This is a genomic window from Chimaeribacter californicus (assembly GCF_002858675.1).
GTDB lineage: Bacteria > Pseudomonadota > Gammaproteobacteria > Enterobacterales > Enterobacteriaceae > Chimaeribacter > Chimaeribacter californicus.
The window spans coordinates 18,636-38,364 of sequence record NZ_PJZF01000023.1 but is presented as its reverse complement, the minus strand read 5'-3'; the positions used below and the strand labels follow the sequence as shown (position 1 = coordinate 38,364).

The 19,729-nt window shown below is 57.8% G+C and carries 16 protein-coding genes and 1 other annotated feature (1 of these 17 running past the window's edge); of the genes, 8 read left to right on the top strand and 8 right to left on the bottom strand.

From position 1 onward, the window contains the following. Nucleotides 1–34 precede the first annotated feature (34 nt). From rfbD to gndA, 8 genes are all read left to right on the top strand, one after another. Nucleotides 35–907 (top strand): dTDP-4-dehydrorhamnose reductase, encoded by an 873-nt coding sequence (gene rfbD / locus CYR55_RS19885; RefSeq protein ID WP_101818080.1) that lies wholly within the window; start codon nucleotides 35–37, stop codon nucleotides 905–907. Between the two features lie 117 nt (nucleotides 908–1,024). Beyond that, nucleotides 1,025–1,858, top strand: a complete 834-nt coding sequence (locus CYR55_RS19880; protein ID WP_101818079.1) for an ABC transporter permease — start codon at nucleotides 1,025–1,027, stop codon at nucleotides 1,856–1,858. After that, nucleotides 1,848–3,236 carry an ABC transporter ATP-binding protein gene (locus CYR55_RS19875; protein WP_101818078.1) on the top strand — a complete coding sequence of 463 codons (1,389 nt, stop codon included), beginning with the start codon at nucleotides 1,848–1,850 and terminating at the stop codon, nucleotides 3,234–3,236. Before CYR55_RS19880 ends, CYR55_RS19875 begins: the two co-directional genes overlap by 11 nt. Further along, nucleotides 3,223–7,203 (top strand): glycosyltransferase, encoded by a 3,981-nt coding sequence (locus CYR55_RS19870; RefSeq protein WP_206604050.1) that lies wholly within the window; start codon nucleotides 3,223–3,225, stop codon nucleotides 7,201–7,203. The genes CYR55_RS19875 and CYR55_RS19870 overlap by 14 nt, the downstream gene beginning before the upstream one ends. A 15-nt stretch (nucleotides 7,204–7,218) precedes the next feature. Beyond that, on the top strand, nucleotides 7,219–9,018 hold the full coding sequence (locus CYR55_RS19865) for an HAD family hydrolase (RefSeq protein WP_146001010.1): 1,800 nt from the start codon (nucleotides 7,219–7,221) through the stop codon (nucleotides 9,016–9,018). After that, complete coding sequence (locus CYR55_RS19860; RefSeq protein WP_101818076.1) at nucleotides 9,018–9,953, top strand: glycosyltransferase family 2 protein; 936 nt, start codon at nucleotides 9,018–9,020, stop codon at nucleotides 9,951–9,953. The genes CYR55_RS19865 and CYR55_RS19860 overlap by 1 nt, the downstream gene beginning before the upstream one ends. A 14-nt stretch (nucleotides 9,954–9,967) precedes the next feature. Beyond that, nucleotides 9,968–10,780, top strand: a complete 813-nt coding sequence (locus CYR55_RS19855) for a glycosyltransferase family 2 protein (RefSeq protein ID WP_101818112.1) — start codon at nucleotides 9,968–9,970, stop codon at nucleotides 10,778–10,780. Nucleotides 10,781–11,092: 312 nt separating this feature from the next. Then, nucleotides 11,093–12,499, top strand: coding sequence for an NADP-dependent phosphogluconate dehydrogenase (gene gndA, locus CYR55_RS19850; protein WP_072928447.1), 1,407 nt, complete (start codon nucleotides 11,093–11,095; stop codon nucleotides 12,497–12,499). 83 nt (nucleotides 12,500–12,582) lie between these two features. Here gndA and hisIE read toward each other — a convergent pair whose 3' ends face one another. From hisIE to hisG, 8 genes are read right to left on the bottom strand one after another with little or no spacing between them, the layout of a single operon-like run. Continuing rightward, a complete protein-coding gene (hisIE, locus tag CYR55_RS19845) occupies nucleotides 12,583–13,194 on the bottom strand; it encodes a bifunctional phosphoribosyl-AMP cyclohydrolase/phosphoribosyl-ATP diphosphatase HisIE (protein ID WP_101818075.1) in 612 nt (203 codons plus the stop codon). Beyond that, nucleotides 13,188–13,964: an imidazole glycerol phosphate synthase subunit HisF gene (gene hisF, locus CYR55_RS19840; RefSeq protein WP_101818074.1), complete on the bottom strand. Its 777-nt coding sequence runs from the start codon at nucleotides 13,962–13,964 to the stop codon at nucleotides 13,188–13,190. The genes hisIE and hisF overlap by 7 nt, the downstream gene beginning before the upstream one ends. Beyond that, nucleotides 13,946–14,683 carry a 1-(5-phosphoribosyl)-5-[(5-phosphoribosylamino)methylideneamino]imidazole-4-carboxamide isomerase gene (gene hisA / locus CYR55_RS19835; protein WP_101818073.1) on the bottom strand — a complete coding sequence of 246 codons (738 nt, stop codon included), beginning with the start codon at nucleotides 14,681–14,683 and terminating at the stop codon, nucleotides 13,946–13,948. The genes hisF and hisA overlap by 19 nt, the downstream gene beginning before the upstream one ends. 5 nt (nucleotides 14,684–14,688) lie before the next feature. Further along, the gene (gene hisH / locus CYR55_RS19830; protein WP_101818072.1) at nucleotides 14,689–15,279 is read right to left on the bottom strand and encodes an imidazole glycerol phosphate synthase subunit HisH; all 591 of its coding nucleotides are present in this window, start codon (nucleotides 15,277–15,279) and stop codon (nucleotides 14,689–14,691) included. Continuing rightward, nucleotides 15,279–16,346 carry a bifunctional histidinol-phosphatase/imidazoleglycerol-phosphate dehydratase HisB gene (hisB, locus tag CYR55_RS19825; protein ID WP_101818071.1) on the bottom strand — a complete coding sequence of 356 codons (1,068 nt, stop codon included), beginning with the start codon at nucleotides 16,344–16,346 and terminating at the stop codon, nucleotides 15,279–15,281. The genes hisH and hisB overlap by 1 nt, the downstream gene beginning before the upstream one ends. Further along, the gene (gene hisC / locus CYR55_RS19820) at nucleotides 16,343–17,455 is read right to left on the bottom strand and encodes a histidinol-phosphate transaminase (protein ID WP_101818070.1); all 1,113 of its coding nucleotides are present in this window, start codon (nucleotides 17,453–17,455) and stop codon (nucleotides 16,343–16,345) included. Before hisC ends, hisB begins: the two co-directional genes overlap by 4 nt. Further along, the gene (gene hisD / locus CYR55_RS19815) at nucleotides 17,452–18,762 is read right to left on the bottom strand and encodes a histidinol dehydrogenase (RefSeq protein WP_101818069.1); all 1,311 of its coding nucleotides are present in this window, start codon (nucleotides 18,760–18,762) and stop codon (nucleotides 17,452–17,454) included. Before hisD ends, hisC begins: the two co-directional genes overlap by 4 nt. A gap of 2 nt (nucleotides 18,763–18,764) precedes the next feature. Then, complete coding sequence (gene hisG / locus CYR55_RS19810; RefSeq protein ID WP_101818068.1) at nucleotides 18,765–19,664, bottom strand: ATP phosphoribosyltransferase; 900 nt, start codon at nucleotides 19,662–19,664, stop codon at nucleotides 18,765–18,767. Nucleotides 19,665–19,721: 57 nt separating this feature from the next. Beyond that, nucleotides 19,722–19,729, bottom strand: a sequence feature (His leader region) (it continues 118 nt past the right edge of the window).

Sequence of the window (19,729 nt, the reverse complement as noted above, 5' to 3'; positions counted from 1 at the left end):
TGACCGATCTTTATCCAAGGTAATAAAAACGATTATGAAACTGTTGATTGTTGGCGGGGCCGGGCAAGTGGGCAAGGAACTGGTATGCCGTGCGCCGGCAGACTGGGACGTTCTGGCGGTAGATCGCCAACAGCTGGATATTACAGACAGCGCAGCGGTTCTCCGGCAGGTTACGGACTTCGCGCCGGATGTCATTATTAATGCGGCTGCCTACACCGCCGTTGACCGTGCGGAGAGCGAGCAGGTGCTGGCGTACGCCATTAACCGGGATGGCCCTGCGGCCCTGGCGGCGGCGGCAGAGACCACCGGCGCGGCGTTGCTGCACATTTCGACCGACTATGTCTTCCCCGGGGATAAAGAGGGCACCTATCAGGAAAATGACCAGACCGGCCCGACCGGCGTCTATGGCGCCAGCAAACTGGCGGGTGAAGAAGCGGTTGCGGCGGCCTGCCCGCGCCACATTATTTTGCGCACGGCCTGGGTGTTTGGTGCCTACGGCAATAACTTCGTCAAAACCATGATCCGCCTGGCCCGGGATCGTGACCAGCTCTCCGTGGTCAGTGACCAGCTTGGCAGCCCAACCTATGCGGGTGACATCGCGGACACGCTGCTGGCCATCGCGCGCCGGGTGGCCGGCAACGCGGATGCGCCCTGGGGCATCTACCATTACAGCGGGGCACCTTATACCTGCTGGTCTGATTTTGCGGACGCGTTGCTGAGCCAGGCTGTCGAGGCCGGCATCATTGCCGCGAAACCGCGCATCAACCCTATCACCACGGCAGAATACCCTACGCCTGCGCAACGCCCGGCCAATTCCCGGCTGGATTGCCGCAAAATTGAGGCGGCTTTCGGGATTGCCCCCAGCGACTGGCAGGCTGCCCTGCGTGACATCACACGCTATGCATAACGGCATGGCTCAGCAATGCTGGTTCACCATACCCCTGTAAGTACCGCACTGCCGCCCATACCGGGCGGCATAAAAAGCGTGCCGGCAGGGTTCAGGACGTAAGGTAAAAGAAAGGTAATGAATCCACATTCACGTAAGCCCGCCTCGCTGCTTTCGCTGGCGGCAACCACCTGGGGGCACCGGAACCTCATTTTTCAGATGGCCAAACGGGATGTTATAGGCCGCTACAAAGGCTCTGTCATGGGGCTGCTCTGGTCTTTTATTAACCCAATCTTTATGTTGGCAGTCTACACGCTGGTCTTCTCCGTGGTGTTTAAGGCCCGTTGGGCGGGCGGCGGTGCCACTGAGTCAAAAACAGATTTTGCGGTGATTTTGTTTGTCGGGCTGATTATTCACGGGCTGTTTTCTGAAGTGCTGAACCGGGCACCCTTCCTGATTGTGCATAATGCGAACTATGTCAAAAAGGTCGTGTTTCCGCTGGAAATCCTGCCGATTGTCACCCTCTGCTCCGTGCTGTTTCACAGCCTGATCAGCCTGCTTGTCTTGGTAGCCGCCTTCTTTATTTTTAATGGCTTCCTGCACTGGACCGCCATCTTCGCTCCGCTGGTGTTTTTGCCGTTGCTGTTTTTGACGCTGGGGCTGGCATGGTTTATTGCCTCGCTGGGGGTCTTTCTCCGTGATGTGGGCCAGACCGTGTCACTGCTGATGGTCGTGACCATGTACCTGTCTACAGTGTTTTTCCCGATTTCTGCCCTGCCGCAAGAGCTTCAGCCCGTGATTCTGCTCAATCCGCTGACCTTTATTATTGAACAAGCCAGGGCAGTATTGATCTGGGGGAAAATGCCTGATTTTGTTGGCCTGGGCACCTATACCCTGGTGGCCCTGGTGGTGATGTGGCTGGGTTATGCTTGGTTCCAAAAGACGAGAAAAGGGTTTGCTGATGTCCTCTGAAGATTTTGCGATCCGCATTGAAAATATAAGCAAATGCTATCAGGTTTACGAAAGCCCGGTTCGTCGCCTCAAACAGTTCATTGTGCCGCAACTGGATCGCCGCCTTGGCCGCCAGCCACGGGTCTACCACCAGGACTTCTGGGCGCTGCGGGATGTCTCACTGGAGCTGCCGCGCGGCCAGACCATGGGGATTGTCGGCCGCAATGGTTCCGGTAAATCGACCCTGTTGCAGATCATTGCCGGCACCCTGACGCCGACCTCCGGTGACGTCAAGGTCAATGGCCGGGTAGCGGCGCTGCTGGAGCTGGGGGCGGGGTTTAACACCGATTTCAGCGGGCGCGACAATGTGTATCTGAACGCCTCTCTGCTGGGTCTGAGCAAAGAGGAGACCGATGCCAAACTGGATGACATTTTGTCGTTTGCTGACATCGGCCACTTTATCGACTCCCCGGTACGTGCCTACTCCAGCGGGATGCTGGTGCGCCTGGCGTTTGCCGTGCAGGCGCAGATTGATCCGGAAATTCTGATTGTTGACGAGGCGCTCGCGGTCGGCGATGCCAAGTTCCAGGCCAAATGTTTTGCCCGCCTGAAAAAGCTGAAAGAACAGGGCACCTCCATTCTGTTTGTTTCCCATGCCACTGAACAGATTGTCACCCATTGCGACAGTGCGCTGCTGCTGGATGGCGGTAATGTCCAGGTACAGGGGAAACCACGGGATGTGGTGAACCGCTACCTGGATATTCTGTTTGGCAAACCCCAGGCGGAAAAAGGGGCGCGTGAAGAGGCTGAAGCGCTGATTGAAGAAGCCGTAATCGGTGAAACGGCGCGCTCGGCACGGGAGGAGGGGAAAACGACCCCGGCCTCAAGCGGCGCATTGAAAAATCTGGTGAATGGCGCGTATGAAGAGCGGGTGAATTATAACCCGGCGGAATACCGCTGGGGCGACCGGGCCGCCGAGCTGGTGGACTTCCACCTGCAACAAGGGGATGAAACCTACCCAAGCCAGGTTATTCCCCGTAAACCCTTGACACTGTTGTTCAAAGTCAGGTTCCACCAGCACGTGGTACGTCCTATTTTTGGTTTTGCCATCAAAACCAAAGAAGGGGTCACCGTTTATAACACTAACTCAGAGTGGCAGTCGGTGCCTTGGATTGATGAAGGGCAGGCAGGGCAGGAAAGCGTTGTGTCGATTACGCTTCCGATGATGTTGCCTGAAGGCGATTTTTTTGTCTCAGCAGGTATTGCCAGCAGTTCCCTGCAGGGTGAGGTCACGCCTCACGATCGTCGCTATGACTCTATTCATCTGGCCGTTGGCTCAGTAACTACATTCACCGGTTTGGCTGATTTGAATGCGAGAATTAACTTTGAAACTCAGTAATATTCACTCTGTTTTGCTTTCCAATAATTTTATCCGCGCGGAAGACAGCGGTGTCTGGTGCCCGCCGGTGCTGCCTGACTTCGCTTACAGCGATGGCGATGAAGCTGAAAATTACGTCTGGCAAACCATTAAGGCCGCCGATGATGTCAGTGTTAACTCAAATGAACTGGCGAAGGCGATAAAAGACTGGCCATCGACTTACCATCTCAGTTCACGTCGCTCCAATTTATTACGGCCGTTTAAAAGTTGGTTTGCCGGTAAGCGGGTGCTGGAAATTGGCTGTGGCTGTGGGGCGATAACCCGTTTCCTGGGGGAAATGGGGGCCGAAGTGGTCGCCGTTGAAGGGAGTCTTCGCCGCGCCAGTATTGCCCGACAGCGAACGCGCGATCTGGAGAATGTTGAAGTCATCTGCTCACCCAGCGACCGCCTGCCCGATTTAGGCCAGTTTGATGCGGTGCTGCTGATTGGTGTGCTGGAGTATGCGCGTGTTTTCCTGGGGCCCGACGGGCAGCAGGAGATGCTTGCTTTCTGCCGCGGGCGTATGCTGCCAGAAAGCAAACTCTTTATTGCCATCGAAAATAAGCTGGGCATCAAGTACTTTGCGGGTGCCAACGAAGATCATGTCAATTTGCCGATGTATGGCATCAATAATGCGTACCATGAGCATGGTGTCGTCACCTTTGGTCGCCAGGAGCTCTGTACCTTACTGCATGAGGCAGGTTTTACCGACACTCAGACGTACCTGCCGTTGCCTGACTATAAACTGCCGGTATCCATGGTGACCCCGCTGGGGTGGCATGAACATGCAGAAGCGCTTGGGCCGCTCGCGGTAGAAAGTGCGCATAAAGATAAGCAGGTCATTGCGGAAAATGTGTTCTCTTTGGAACAGGGCATCAGCAATATCTGGAAAAACGGGCTGGCCGCCGATCTTTCCAGCTCTTTCCTGATGATCTGCAGCCAGCAGCCGCAAGACGCCATCACGGAAAATGTGGCGGCTTATCACTATTCTGACAGCCGGTTACCCCAGTACTGCAAAGAGATACAGTTTACCCACCTGGAAAAGGGAAAACTGACGATTACGCCTGAAGGCCCCTCTATGGAGGCCGGGAACACTAACCCGGTGCATAACATCGGTGGCGAGAGCCAATTCTATTCCGGTGCCTCTCTGTGGTCAGGCCTGACCTATATTGTTAACCGCCCTGACTGGTTGATAACGGAAGTCGGGGACTGGGCACGGGGCTGGGTAAATGAGCTGTTGCTGCGTGCAGATAAAGTCTCCGGCAATCTTGATAAGACATTGTCTCTCCCAGCGACTTATCAGGATGCACTCCCTTTCAATATGATTCGCCAGGATAATGGTAAGGTCGTTTACTTCGATCAGGAGTGGATTGCTAATGAGCCAATTTCTTTGGGTTATATTGTATTCCGGGGTGTTTTCCACTCTCTGTTACGCATCACCTCTTTCGCGGCCACCCGGTTCTACCACACCAATAATCTGGGCAGATTTACGCTGGATGTCCTGCAGTCTATCGGTTTTAATTGCGATGAACAGGATCTTGAGGCTTACCTGCACCAGGAAGCCCGGTTTATGGCTTTCGTCCAGTTGAAAGAAGAGAAACAGATCTACCCTGTGCTCAGGGATGTCTCTTGTAAATTCCGTGCCCCATCCTTTGCCTCCTTGCGTAAGGAGGGTGAAAAAGCGGTCGAAAACGTGGCCCAGTTGCAAGAGACCCTGGATGAGGCGAAAGCCTTACTTGTTCAGAAAGAGGCGCGACTTCAGCAACTGGAGCAGGAGCAGCAGGCCCAGGCGCAGATTCTGGCCCAGCAGGCCCAGTTGATTGAGCGCCAGAACCACGATATTGCCCAGCTGCTGGGGTCAGCCAGCTGGAAAATATCCTCGCCACTGCGGGTTGTTGGGCGCCGTATGCCGATGTCGGTACGGGCGCCGGCGAAGCGGATCTTTATCCGTTGTTTTTATATTGGACAATCACTGAAAGTCAAAGCCGGAAAAGTGCTGCGCCGTGGCAAGGCTGCCCTTTCCACGCGTCTGGCACATTCCACTACTGCCCAGCAACTTAAACATAAGAGCCGGAACGCCGCCCGAAGCCTCTACTACAAAGTCCCTGAGCGCCATAAAGGGCGTCTGCTTACTCTGGCTATGAAAGTCAGGCCGGGCTGGTTCCTCCATCATCCTGCTTATCAGCAGCAGGCCTATCGTGAAAACCTGGCCACGGGCAATGCGCTGCAGCAACCACATGCTTTCTTTAACCGGGAACCGGATGGCCACTATCACCTGGCGGAACGGCCTGCGGACTATGTGTATATTCCGGCGGCTAAGCCTCATTACTTTAACGAAATTGTTGCCGGATTTGCTCACAAGCCTACCTTCTCGATTATTGTACCGATCTACAATACGCCGCTGGATTTACTGGAACTCATGGTGAATTCAGTGCGTAACCAATGGTATCCGGAGTGGGAACTGATCCTGGCCAATGACGCCAGCCCCGATCCGGCCATTACGCCGGCGCTGAATGCGTTTGATGACCCACGTATTAAAGTAGTGCAGCTGGAAGAGAACCGGGGGATTGCGGGTGCCACTAACGTGGCCATCGACAATGCCACCGGGGAATATATTGTTTTCCTGGATCATGATGATGAGCTGACAGATGACTGCCTGTTTGAGCTGGTCAAATGCATCAATGCCGAAGATCCTGACTTTATCTACAGCGATGAAGATAAGTTCACCCCGGAAGGGCATTTCTCGCAGCCACACTTCAAGCCGGACTGGTCGCCTGACACCATGATGGGCACCATGTTTACCTGCCATGTCGCCTGTGTGCGCCTCAGTGTGGCGCGCCAGCTCGGCGGGTTACGTTCTGAGTTCAATGGCTGCCAGGACTGGGACTTCATCCTGCGCCTGACAGAGATAACGGATAAGATCAGCCATATTCCCAAGGTGCTGTATCACTGGCGCATTATCCCGGCTTCTGTGGCCTCAGATATGACAGCCAAGCCCTATGTGCTGGCTGCTTCCCGTGCGGTACGCGAAAGTGCGCTGGAACGCCGTGGCCTTAAAGGGACAGTGGAAGAGTTACCCAACTATCCGGGCTACTTTCGGGTTAACTATGCCGTCAGCAATGAGCCGTTAATCTCCATTATCATTCCTACGCGTGATAATCATGATGTTCTGGCCCGCTGTATCGACTCCATTCTGACAAAGAGCCGCTATCCGCACTACGAAATTGTGGTAGTTGATAATGGCTCACAGAAGCCGGAGACAGTAGCGTATCTATCCCACCTGGCTAGCCAGCCAAAAATCAGGATGCTCCGCCACGATAAACCGTTCAACTTCTCGGAGCTGAACAACCGTGGTGTTGAAGTGGCGCAAGGCAGTATTCTGCTGTTCCTGAACGATGATACGGAAGTCCTGCAGGAGGACTGGCTGGAGCGGATGGCCGGTTATGCGCAGTTGAAACATATTGGCGCAGTGGGCGCAAAACTGGTGTATGGCGATCAGCAGACCCTCCAGCACTCCGGCGTCCTGAACCTGCAGAACGGGCCGATGCATGCCTATATGCGCCAGCATAAAGACCATCCCGGCTATTTCCTGCGCAACCAGATTGAATATAACTGGCTGGCGGTAACCGGGGCCTGCCTGATGGTAGAGCGGACCAAATATGAGCAGATCAATGGGTTTGATGAAACCTTCCCGGTTGCTTATAACGATGTTGATCTTTGTATGAAACTGGTGGAAAACGGCTTCTATAACGTTATGTGCCAAAGCGTCACCCTGGTTCATCATGAATCGGTATCGCGCGGGCTGGATCATATGGATGCGGAAAAAGTAGCGCGCTTACATCGGGAGCTGAGTCATCTCTACAGTAAGCATCCGCACTATTTCCAGTACGATCCGTTCTACAATTTGAACTTTGCGCCGAATGGCTACAACTTTGAGATTATGCAATAAGTGCGGGGAAAGAGAATGAATTCCACTACTATCAAGGGACAGGCGTTGGACGCACTTTATACTTTGGCGGCTTCCGCCAAAGTCATCTCTTTTGATTTTTTTGACACCTTGTTTACCCGGCCGCTGACCGACCCGGAAGATGCCTTTGATCTGATTGGGGCGCAATACAATGTGCCGGAATTCCGCCAGCTGCGACGCAAAGCGCAGGCTGACGCATTCCGGCAAATGGTAAAAGAGAAGCGTAAAGAGATTACGCTGACGGGCATTTACCAGCATTTCAGCGCCGGGAACCTCCCGGCAGAAACCTTGAAACAGGCTGAGTACGATCTGGAACTGAAGCTGGTTCAGCCTAACCCGGAACTTTTTGATTTATTCAGACAATGGCGCGAACAGGGAAAAGAGGTGGTCATTACGTCCGATATGTATTTCGGCCGTGACTTTTTCCTGAAGGTTCTGAAACGCTACGGTATTACCGATGTCCCGCTTTTTATTTCCGCGGATTGTAATGCCACCAAACGCGATACCGGCGAATTGTTTGATTATATTATTCGCCAGTATCATGTTGAGCCTAAAGAGATCCTGCATATTGGTGATAACTACCTGGCGGATGTCCAACGCCCGCAGGAGAAAGGGCTGCTGGCATTCCATTACCAGCCTCAACCGCCGATTGAAAAAAACAAAGGCGAAAGCCTGGTCAGCTCGCTTACCAAGGGCATGCTGCGTTGCGATGCTGAACAGCGTATCAAACCAGGTACCTTTGAAGAGTTCGGTTACCGTTATCAGGCACCCGCTACCCTGGGCTTTTTACGCTGGATCAGTGAGCAGTGCCGGCAGGACAATATTGACACCCTGCTGTTTGTGTCGCGGGACGGTTATACCCTGGAAAAAATGGCATCCGGTTATGACGGCATCACGTTACCTTCATTCCACTATTTCATGGGATCCCGTATTGCCTTTAACCTGGCCTTGATGGATGAGGCCAATTATGAGCAGCACCTCGCCTTCCTGATGTCGGGCGCGGATGGGTTATCGCCGGGCGAACTCCTGGAGCGCATCGGGCTTGAGCCGCCGGTTGAAAAAATCATGACGGAGATCGGGCTGCCGGCGACCCTGATTATTGGGCCTGAGAATTACGACCTGGTCAGGAAGTTCCTGATGGCTTACCGGGCAGAAATTGTGAAAATCTGCCGGCGTAACCGCCGCGGGCTTTATATGTATCTCCACCTGCTGGGTATCCGCTCCGGCAGCAGGGTGGCGCTGGTCGATGTAGGCTGGAGCGGCACCACGCAAGAAGCCTTCGAGCGGGCAGTCAAACCTATGCTGGATATCAGTGTGGTTGGTTATTACTTCTGTCTGGCCAATACGCATGAGCGTCGCCGCCGGGAAGCGACCCATACGATGAAAGCGTTGGTCAATGCTTCAGCCGCGCCTGCGTCGATGATAGACAGTATCTATGAGAACCGTATGGCAGCAGAATTATTCTTTTCTGCCCCTCATAACACCATTATTGGTTACCAACCTGTTGGACAGCGTGTCGTACCCATAGATGATCCGGGCCGGGCCAAAGCGAAAGATCACAACCAAATTAACGCCCGGTTAAATCAGGGGGTTGATATCTTCATGGAAGATTATCCGGCCTTTGAGAAGCGCATGGAGGTCACATTATCTCCCTGGCAATTGGCACAGCCGCTGATTGAGTTAGTCTCCAACGATAAGTGGCGGGCGCACGAATTGTTCCGGATGGTTGAAAATTTTGACTCCTGGGGCAGCTCACGCAACCAGACTGTTAAATTTGAAGATTACTTCAAGCACTGATGGTCATATCTAAACCGGTCTCTTCCTCTGTCGCCATTCTGCTCGGTACCTATAACGGTGCCGGGCATCTGGCTGCCCAGCTGGACTCTTTCCGTGCGCAGACTTACCCGCACTGGACGCTGTGGGCGTCAGATGATGGGTCGACGGATAATACCCCGGCATTGATTGAGCAGTTTCTGCGGCAGCCGGGCGTGAAGGGGCAGTTGCTGTCCGGCCCGCGGCGGGGATTCTGTGACAATTTTATGTCGATGGTGTGTCATCCGGCGATCGAGGCGGAGTATTATGCTTTTGCTGACCAGGATGATGTCTGGCTGGATGACAAGCTGAGCCGGGCGGTGGCCTGGCTGGAAACGGTCGACCCGGCGGTGCCGGCGCTGTATTGCTCGCGTACCCGGCTCACGGACGCGGAAGGCACGCCCACCGGGCTGTCGCCGGACTACCGTAAAGCACCGGGGTTTGGTAATGCGCTGTTGCAGAACATTGCCAGCGGCAACACCATGGTCTTTAATCAGCAGGCACGGCGGCTGTTGCAAAAGGCGCAAGGTACGCCGATGGTGGTGCATGACTGGTCACTCTACCAGATTGTCAGTGGCTGCGGTGGTGCCATCCGGTTCGATCCCACCCCCACGGTACTCTACCGCCAGCATGGGAATAATCAGATTGGTAACGGCATGTCACCCCTGCGTCGTCTGCGTAATTTTATTGCGGCGCATAAGGGAAGGGCAGCCGGCTGGAATGACCGTAACTATCAGGTGCTGATGCGTGTGGCCGATTCTCTGACCCCTGACAACGCCCGGCGGCTGGCGGCGTTCAGGCAGATCCGCCACAGCAGCCTGCTGACGCGCCTGCGGTTAATGGCGGCGTCCGGCCTTTACCATCAGCAGCCCGCAGGCATGCTGACCACGCTCACGTATGTGCTGCTCAACAGACTTTAATTTTGGTGTCTTTGGTGAAAATAATTGCTTCTCTGGTGCTGTATAAGCACCTGTATCAGGATGTTCAAGAAACGCTGACCTCGCTGTTCAATGAGGAGAGCATTGCAAAGGTGGTCATCGTGGATAACGGTGCCCACTGCGGCTGGCTCTCTACCCTGACCCATGAGAAGCTGGAAGTCATCACGCTGCCTGTCAACCGCGGTTTTGGGGCGGGCCATAACGCGGTAATTACGCGCTACCGCCTGCAGGCAGAATTTATCCTGATCTGTAACCCGGACATCGCCTTTGAGCAGGGCGAAGTGGACAAACTCTACGCCTTCAGCGTACGCCACCAGACCGGGTTGTCGATCCCGAAAGTGGTCTACCCGGACGGCAGCCTGCAACATGGTTGCAAATTGCTGCCGTCGCCCTACCAGTTGCTGATCCGCCGGTTTATCTCGCGCTTTTCCAGCAATATCAACACCGAATATGAGCTGCGTAATGCCGATTACAGCCGGCCGTTCTTTGCGCCGTCGCTCTCCGGCTGCTTTATGTTGCTCAGCCAGCGCGCCTTGTCAGACGTCGGCGGGTTCGATACCCGTTTCTTCCTCTATCTTGAAGATGTGGATCTCTCGCGCCGTGTCTGCCAGGCCCAGCATGTGGTGCGTTATTGCCCGGACGCGTTGGTGATCCATGAATCGCAACGCCGTTCTTACCGTGATGTCCGGTTTTTGCTGTTCCATATCACCTCTGCTATCCGCTACTTCAATAAGTGGGGCTGGTTCAGTGACCGGCAGCGTAAAAGTCTTAATCAGCGCTGCCTGGCCGAACTGCCCAACGCCAAATAACCGCGGCGGGCGCGGTTTTGGCAGGGCATCTGCGCATTGTTCGCTAAAATTAAGCGTCAGCCGGCGCATTTTGCCCTGTATTTTTTCAATGTTACCGGTAAAGTAATCCGGCAGACCCGCAAGGCGGCAGGGAAGGGCGTGTGCAGGCAGCCGTGCGTTGTAAGAAGAATGTAATGGCTGCGATAGGTACACGGGCGCCTTTTCTCATGTACAATGCGGGTGTTCATCTGTGAGATCCGGCGCATTAAATCCCCTGATAACAGAGGGTTATGCAGTAATCGGGTTATCGTATATTTCAGACAGGAGTTGCTAATGTCCAAACAACAGATCGGCGTTGTCGGTATGGCGGTCATGGGCCGTAACCTCGCGCTTAACATCGAAAGCCGTGGTTATTCCGTTTCCATTTTTAACCGTTCAGGCGATAAGACCGACGAAGTCATCGCTGAGAACCCAGGCAAAAACCTGGTTCCGCATTATACGGTTGAAGAGTTTGTTGAGTCGCTGGAAAAACCGCGTCGCATCCTGCTGATGGTGAAGGCCGGCGAAGCAACCGACAAAACCATCGCCTCCCTGACCCCGCACCTGGATAAGGGTGACATCCTGATCGATGGCGGCAACACCTTCTACAAAGACACCATCCGCCGTAACCGCGAACTCTCTGAGCAAGGCTTCAACTTCATCGGTACCGGTGTTTCCGGCGGTGAAGAGGGCGCGCTGAAAGGCCCGTCCATCATGCCTGGCGGTCAGAAAGAAGCGTACGAACTGGTTGCCCCGATCCTCGAGCAGATCGCAGCCCGCGCCGAAGGCGAAGCCTGTGTGGCCTATATCGGTGCTGACGGTGCCGGCCACTACGTGAAAATGGTGCACAACGGCATCGAGTACGGCGACATGCAGCTGATTGCTGAAGCTTACTCGCTGCTGAAAAATGCCCTGAACCTGAGCAACGACGAGCTGGCGAAAACCTTCAGCGAGTGGAACGAAGGCGAACTGAGCAGCTACCTGATCGACATCACCAAAGATATCTTCACCAAGAAAGATGAAGAGGGTAACTATCTGGTGGATGTGATCCTGGACGAAGCCGCCAACAAAGGCACCGGGAAATGGACCAGCCAAAGCTCCCTGGACCTGGGCGAGCCGCTGACCCTGATCACCGAATCCGTGTTTGCTCGCTACCTCTCCTCACTGAAAGAGCAGCGCGTTGCGGCCTCTAAAGTGCTGAGCGGCCCGGCGGTGAAAACCGTGGAAGGCGACAAAGCCGAGTTCATCGAGAAAGTGCGCCGTGCGCTCTACCTCGGTAAAATCGTCTCTTACGCACAGGGCTTCTCCCAGCTGAAAGCCGCCTCTGACGAGAACAACTGGGATCTGAACTACGGCGAAATCGCCAAGATCTTCCGCGCCGGCTGCATCATCCGCGCCCAGTTCCTGCAGAAGATCACCGATGCCTACGCAGAAAACGCCGCTATCGCAAACCTGCTGCTGGCGCCGTATTTCAAAAACATCGCTGACGAATACCAGCAGGCGCTGCGTGACGTGGTGGCCTACGCGGTGCAGAACGGCATCCCGACCCCGACCTTCTCTGCGGCCATCAGCTACTACGACAGCTACCGTTCTGCGGTGCTGCCTGCGAACCTGATCCAGGCACAGCGTGACTACTTCGGCGCGCACACCTACAAGCGCATCGACAAAGACGGCGTGTTCCACACCGAGTGGCTGGACTAATCTCCGCCCCGGCGTAACCGCCATCCACAAAAAAGCCGCCGGGTAACTGCCCGGCGGCTTTTTTTATGGCGCAGCGTCAGCGGTTACTGGTGGCGCTGGCGCAGGTTGGCGATCACGTCGCTCAGGGAGAGATCCTGATCCTGCAACAGCACCAGCAGGTGATACACCAGGTCGGAGGCCTCGTTGGTCAGCTCATTGCGGTCATGCACCGTGGCGGCCAGCGCTGTCTCCACGCCTTCTTCCCCGACTTTCTGGGCGATGCGCTTGGTGCCGCTGGCATAGAGGCTGGCGGTGTAGGAGCTGGCCGGGTCGGCGGTTTTACGGCTGGCGAGCAGCTGTTCAAGCTGGTAGAGGAAGCCCCAGTCGCTGGCGGCCGGGCTGAAGCAGCTGGAGGTGCCGAGGTGGCAGGTCGGGCCGATCGGGTTGGCCAGCACCAGCAGGGTGTCGTGGTCACAATCCGCGGTGATGCTCACCACCTTCAGGAAATGGCCGGAGCTCTCGCCCTTGGTCCACAGCCGCTGTTTGGTGCGGGAGAAGAAGGTGACGTTGCCGCTCAGCTCCGTGGCCTCCAGCGCCGCCGGGGACATGTAACCCAGCATCAGCACCTCGCCGGAGACCGCATGCTGAATAATGGCCGGCATCAGGTTGTCGGTTTTTGCCCAGTCAAGCTGGGCTTTTTGCTGTTCAGTTAACACAGTCGGATCTCCACGCCATTCTCTGCCAGGTAAGTTTTCAGCTCACCGATATTGATAATTTGTTTATGGAACACCGAGGCGGCCAGTGCGCCGTCAACGCCGGCGACCTTAAAAGCGGCCAGGAAGTGCTCCATGGTGCCGGCGCCGCCGGAGGCGATCAGCGGCACATGGCAGGCGTCGCGTACCAGTTTCAGCTGGGTCAGGTCATAGCCGTTGCGCACGCCGTCCTGGTTCATCATGTTCAGCACAATCTCACCCGCGCCGCGCGCCTGCACCTCTTTCACCCAGTCCAGCGTCTGCCAGGTGGTGACTTTGGTGCGGCTCTCGTCGCCGGTGTATTGGTTGACGTGATAAAGGCCGGTGTCGGCGTCAAACCAGGTGTCGATGCCGATCACGATGCACTGCACGCCGAAGCGGTCCGCCAGCCGGGTGATCAGCTCCGGGTCCGCCAGCGCCGGGGAGTTGATGGAGATTTTATCCGCGCCGAAAGAGAGGATCTGCGCCGCGTCATCGGCGGTTTTAATGCCGCCCGCCACGCAGAACGGGATGTCGATCACTTCCGCCACCCGCGCCACCCAGCTTTTATCCACCACCCGGCCATCTGACGAGGCGGTGATGTCATAAAACACCAGTTCGTCCGCCCCTTCCTGCGCATAGCGCTGCGCCAGCGGCACGATGTCGCCGATGATCTCATGGTTGCGGAACTGCACGCCCTTGACCACCTGGCCATCTTTCACATCGAGACAGGGGATTATCCGTTTTGCCAGCATGCGATCGCCTCTTTCACGTTGAATTTACCTTCCAGCAGGGCGCGCCCCACAATCACACCCTGTACGCCGCTGTCGCGCAGGGCGGCGATGTCGTCCAGGTTGCCGATGCCGCCGGAGGCCTGAAACGCCACCTGCGGGTAACGGCGGCTTACGTCGCGGTAGAGCGCCACGTTAGAGCCGGCCAGCGTGCCGTCACGCGAAATATCGGTGCAGAGCACATGCTTCAGGCCAAACGGCAGGTAGGTGTCCACCAGCTGTTCCAGCGTGGCGTCGGAGTTCTCCTGCCAGCCGCTCACCGCCACCTGTTTGTTGCCGGCCGCGTCGATGCGCACGTCCAGCGCCAGCACCAGCGCGTCCGGGCCGAAGCGCTCAAACCAGCCCTGTACGGTTTTTTGCTCTTTAACGGCGGTAGAGCCGACCACCACGCGGGCCGCCCCGGCCGCCAGCAGAGCCTCGACATCCTGCTCGGTGCGGATGCCGCCGCCAACCTGCACCGGCACGCTGACCCCGGCCAGCAGGCTGCGCAGCAGCGGGATCTGGCGCGCGGCAGGGTCTTTCGCGCCGGTAAGGTCCACCAGATGCAGCACCTGCGCCCCTTGTTGCTGATAATCCTGTAAACGCGGCAGCGGGGTGTTGCCGTAGTCACGTTGCTGGCCGTAGTCGCCCTGGTGCAGCCGCACCACGCTGCCGTCGATCAGATCCAATGCGGGAATAATCATGCTGCTCACATCTCCAGAAAGTTTTTCAGCAGTTGCGCGCCCGCGGCACCGGAGCGCTCGGGGTGAAACTGCACGCCGAAGAAGTTGTCTTTGGCGACGGCGGCGGTGAAGGGCTCGCCGTAATGGCCCTGAGCGATGGTATTGGCGCATACGGGCATGGCGTATCCATGGACAAAGTAGAAGTAGGCATCATCAGCAATGCCGCGGAACAGGTGGCTGTCAGCATTCGCCGTGACCTGGTTCCAGCCCATGTGCGGCAGCGGCAGGCCGCGGTCTTCCATTTTGATGACCGGCGTATCAATAATCCCCAGCGTCGGCACGCCGCCGTTCTCCTCACTGGAGGAGGCGAGCAGCTGCATCCCGAGGCAGATGCCCAGCACCGGCTGGGTGCAGGCTTTGATCAGGTCGATTAAATCACGCTGTTCCAGCTGATCCATCGCCGCCTGGGCGGTGCCCACACCGGGCAGGAACAGCTTGTCCGCGCGCAGCACCACGTCGGCGTCACGGCTCACTACCGGGGTATAACCCAGCCGCTGGATGGCGTAATTCACCGAAGAGAGGTTGGCGCAACCGGTATCCAGAATCACCACGTTCATCACAGCACTCCTTTTGAGCTCGGCAGGGTGTTGCCGTCCACCTTGATCGCCTGGCGCAGGGTCCGGCCAAAGGCTTTGAACAGGCTCTCGACGCGGTGGTGATCGTTCTTGCCCTTGGTTTTCAGGTGCAGGGTGCAGGCCATCGCGTAGGAGAGCGAGCGGAAGAAGTGCTCCACCATCTCAGTGCTGAGGTCACCCACGCGCTGGTAGCTGAACTCCGCTTTATACTCCAGGTGCGGGCGGCCGGAGATGTCCAGCGCGCAGCTGGCTTTGCACTCATCCATCGGCAGCACAAAGCCGAAACGGCCGATGCCGCGCTTGTCACCCAGGGCTTTGTTCAGCGCCTCGCCGAGCGCCAGCGCGGTGTCTTCCACCGTGTGGTGATCGTCGATGTAGAGATCGCCGTTCACCTCAATGTTCATGCGGAAGCCGCCATGGGTGGCGATCTGGTCCAGCATATGGTCGAAGAAACCGACGCCGGTCTTGATCTTGCTGTCGCCTTCGCGATCAAGCCAGACATCCACCTCAATCGCGGTTTCACGCGTCACGCGTTTCACATGGGCGTGGCGGTCACGCTGGGTCAGCTGTTTCTCAATCGCTTTCCAGTTCAGCGTGTCGCGCTGGTAGCGCAACCCGGCAATGCCCATGTTCTGCGCCAGCACGATGTCGGTTTCACGGTCGCCAATTACATAGCTGTTGGCGGTGTCCATCACGCCGCTCTCCAGATAGGAGGTTACCAGCGCGGTCTTCGGCTTGCGGCAGGCGCAGTTGTCGGCCGGCAGGTGCGGGCAGATCAGCGTCTCATCAAAGCGGATGCCCTGGGAGGTCAGGATCTGCATCATCAGGTTGTGCGGCGGATCAAAGGTCTCCTGCGGGAAGCTGGCGGTGCCGAGGCCATCCTGATTGGTGATCATCACCAGCCGGAAGCCCGCCGCCTGTAACGCCAGCAACGCCGGGATCACATCCGGCTCCAGCGCCAGCTTATCCAGCCGGTCAACCTGGAAATCCTCCGGCGGCTCGGCAATCAACGTACCGTCACGGTCAATAAACAGAAACTTCTCGCTCACATCGGCTCCTTGCTGGGGCTGTTAAGGGGGGCGGCCGCGGCCGGCAGCGCGCGCAGGGCGTCAATCACCCGGCGGCACTCGTCCGGGGTGCCGACCGTGATGCGCAGGCATCCGGCCAGTCCCGGCTGTTTGTTCTGGTCACGCAGGATAATGCCCTGATCCCATAAGGATTTAAATACCGCTGAGGACTCGGTGAAGCGGGCCAGCACATAGTTGCTCTCGCTGGCAAACACCTGCTCCACGCCGTTGCACTGTTGCAGCGCCTGCATCAGCCAGGTGCGGCTCTCCAGCACCCCGGCCACGCGGGCGCGCATCGCCTTGATGCCTTGCTCACTCAGCGCCTGTGCGGCGATGTCCGCCACCGGGGTAGAGAGCGGGTAGGGGGCGATCACTTTCAGCAGCAGCGCAATCAGCGCCTCGTTCGCCAGCGTGAAGCCGCAGCGCAGCCCGGCCAGCGCAAACGCCTTGGAGAGCGTGCGCAACACGGCCAGGTGCGGGTACTCGGCCAGCCAGCCGGTGACGGTGGCCTGCGGGCAGAACTCGATATAGGCTTCATCTATCGCCACGATCGCCCGGCCGCGCGTCATCTCCAGCACCTCGCGCAGGGCCGCCGGGTCAATCAGGTTGCCGGTCGGGTTATTCGGGCTACAGATATAGACCAGCTTGACGCCGTCGAGGTTGCGCGTAATCGCCGGCAGATCGAGCTGCCAGTCCGCTTTGGCGGGCACGGTGCGGCGCTCAACGCCAAAGGTCTCGGCGCTGACGCCATACATGCCGTAGGTGGGCGGGCAGTAGAGCACGGCGTCCCGGCCCGGTTCGCAGAAAGCGCGGATCAGCAACTCAATGCCCTCATCCGCCCCGCGGCTTACCAGCACCTGTTCCGGCAGCAGCCCGGCATAGGCGGCGTAACGTGCAATCACCTGTTTCGGCTGGCACTCAGGGTAACGGTTGAAGGTCTGGGCGGTCAGCTCGAAATGCGGCGCTTGTGGGTATTCATTGGCATTCAGCCAGACGTCACCGTTGCCGCCGAGGCGGCGGGCGGACTGGTAGGGCGTCAGTTCCCGTACATTGGCGCGCGCCAGCGCGCTGATGTCGTCACGATCGGTCATTGTTGTTTCTCCCGGAGGGCGGCCACGCGCAGGGTCACGGCGTTTTTGTGGGCGGTCAGCTGCTCCGCCTGGGCCAGCGTTTCAATGGTGGGGGCGAGTTGCAGCAGCCCCTGCGGCGTCAGTTTCTGCACCGTCATCCGTTTCTGGAAATCCGCCAGCCCGAGGCTGGAGTGGGTCGCGGTGTAGCCGTAGGTCGGCAGCACGTGGTTGGTGCCGGAGGCGTAATCGCCCGCCGACTCCGGTGACCAGTCACCAAGGAACACCGACCCGGCGCTGGTGATGCTCTCCACCAGCGCGTCCGGATCGCGGGTTTGCAGGATCAGGTGCTCCGGCCCGTAACGGTTGCTGATCTCAATGCATTGAGCCAGGTCGCGCGCCACGATCAAGCGGCTGGACGCCAGCGCCTGGCGGGCAATCTCACTGCGTGACAGGGTCGCGAGTTGCTCCTCGACGGCCACCGCCACGGCGTCAGCCAAGGCGCGATCCGGCGTTAACAGCACCACCTGGGAGTCGGGGCCGTGCTCCGCCTGCGACAGCAAATCAGAGGCGACGAACGCCGGGGTGGCGCCGCTGTCGGCAATCACCAGCACTTCACTCGGCCCGGCGGGCATGTCGATCGCCGCGCCGTCGAGCTGCTGGCTCACCTGACGTTTCGCTTCGGTGACATAGGCATTGCCCGGCCCGAAGATTTTGTCCACTTTCGGCACGCTGCCGGTGCCGAACGCCATCGCGGCAATCGCCTGCGCGCCGCCGATCTGGAACACTTCCTTAATCCCGCACAGCTGGGCCGCGTAAAGGATCTCATCGGCAATCGGCGGCGGCGAGCAGAGCACCACGCGGCGGCAACCGGCAATGCGCGACGGCGTGCCGAGCATCAGCACCGTGGAGGGCAGGGGCGCGGAGCCGCCGGGAATATAGAGGCCCACGGCGTCAATCGGGCGGGTCACCTGCTGGCAGCGCACGCCCGGCTGGGTTTCCACATCCACCACCGGCAGTTTCTGCGCGTTGTGGAAGGTTTCGATATTGCGCACCGCCACGGCCATCGCCTGCTTCACGTCGTCACCCAGGCGGGCGGCAGCGGCAGCAATCTCGGCGTCGCTGACGCGGATGGCGTCAATGGTGGTCTTGTCGAACTGGGCGCTGAAATCACGCAGTGCGGCGTCGCCCTCCTGCCTGACCCGGCTGAGGATCGCCTGGACAGATTCCGTTACCCGCGCCGAGGCGGAAACCGCCGGGCGGGTCAGCAGCGCCTGCTGTTCGGCGGCGCTGCACTGCTGCCAGTCAATAATCTGATCGAATGCGCGCATGGTTACTCCATCATCTTCTCAATCGGCAGCACCAGAATCGAACTGGCACCCAGGGCTTTCAGCTTCTCCATGGTTTCCCAGAACAGGGTTTCACTGCTGACCATGTGCATCGCCACGCGGTTCTGGTCACCGGCCAGCGGCAGGATGGTCGGGCGCTCCGCCCCCGGCAGCAGGGCGATCACCTCTTCCAGACGCTCGCTTGGCGCGTGCATCATGATGTATTTGGATTCACGCGCCTGGATCACGCCATGGATGCGGGTCATCAGGCGGTCAATCAGCAGCTGTTTCTCCTGCGGCATCTCGCCGTCACGCTGGATCAGGCACGCCTTGGAGCGGTAAATCACCTCGACTTCACGCAGGCCGTTGGCCTCCAGCGTCGCACCGGTAGAGACCAGATCGCAGATGGCGTCCGCCAGGCCGGCGCGCGGTGCCACTTCCACCGAGCCGTTCAGCAGGCAGGCTTTAAATGCCACACCCTGTTTGTCGAGGTATTGCTTGAGGATGTGCGGGTAAGAGGTGGCGATGCGGGCATTCTGCAAACTGCGCGGGCCGGTGTAGTCAAAGTCCAGCGCGGCAGCCAGTGACAGGCGGCACCCGCCGAAGTCCAGGCGGCGCAGGGTGGTGTAACGCGGGTCGTCACCCTGGGCGCGGCGGCTGAGCAGCTCCTCTTCCAGCACGTTCTCGCCAATGATGCCGAGATCCACCACGCCATCCATCACCAGGCCGGGGATGTCATCATCCCGCACGCGCAGAATGTCGATCGGCATATTCTCCGCGAAGGCGATCAGGCGCTGTTGCTGCAGGTTGATTTTAATCCCGCAGCGCGCCAGCAGCTCCTGCGACTCCTCGCTCAGGCGACCCGATTTCTGCATGGCTATCCGTAAACGTGTTTTATCCAACATGGTGACGCCCTCTTACCCGTAATAGTGATTAAAAAATTCTTTATGATGAAGGAGTTAAAAAAAAA

Bases quoted from the DNA above. Each gene is read 5' to 3' on its own strand.
- hisD (WP_101818069.1), bottom strand. From the start codon at position 18,762: ATGCGCGCATTCGATCAGATTATTGACTGGCAGCAGTGCAGCGCCGCC.
- CYR55_RS19880 (WP_101818079.1), top strand. From the start codon at position 1,025: ATGAATCCACATTCACGTAAGCCCGCCTCGCTGCTTTCGCTGGCGGCA.
- CYR55_RS19860 (WP_101818076.1), top strand. From the start codon at position 9,018: ATGGTCATATCTAAACCGGTCTCTTCCTCTGTCGCCATTCTGCTCGGT.
- gndA (WP_072928447.1), top strand. From the start codon at position 11,093: ATGTCCAAACAACAGATCGGCGTTGTCGGTATGGCGGTCATGGGCCGT.
- hisG (WP_101818068.1), bottom strand. From the start codon at position 19,664: ATGTTGGATAAAACACGTTTACGGATAGCCATGCAGAAATCGGGTCGC.
- hisF (WP_101818074.1), bottom strand. From the start codon at position 13,964: ATGCTGGCAAAACGGATAATCCCCTGTCTCGATGTGAAAGATGGCCAG.
- hisH (WP_101818072.1), bottom strand. From the start codon at position 15,279: ATGAACGTGGTGATTCTGGATACCGGTTGCGCCAACCTCTCTTCGGTG.
- rfbD (WP_101818080.1), top strand. From the start codon at position 35: ATGAAACTGTTGATTGTTGGCGGGGCCGGGCAAGTGGGCAAGGAACTG.
- CYR55_RS19875 (WP_101818078.1), top strand. From the start codon at position 1,848: ATGTCCTCTGAAGATTTTGCGATCCGCATTGAAAATATAAGCAAATGC.
- CYR55_RS19865 (WP_146001010.1), top strand. From the start codon at position 7,219: ATGAATTCCACTACTATCAAGGGACAGGCGTTGGACGCACTTTATACT.
- hisC (WP_101818070.1), bottom strand. From the start codon at position 17,455: ATGACCGATCGTGACGACATCAGCGCGCTGGCGCGCGCCAATGTACGG.
- hisA (WP_101818073.1), bottom strand. From the start codon at position 14,683: ATGATTATTCCCGCATTGGATCTGATCGACGGCAGCGTGGTGCGGCTG.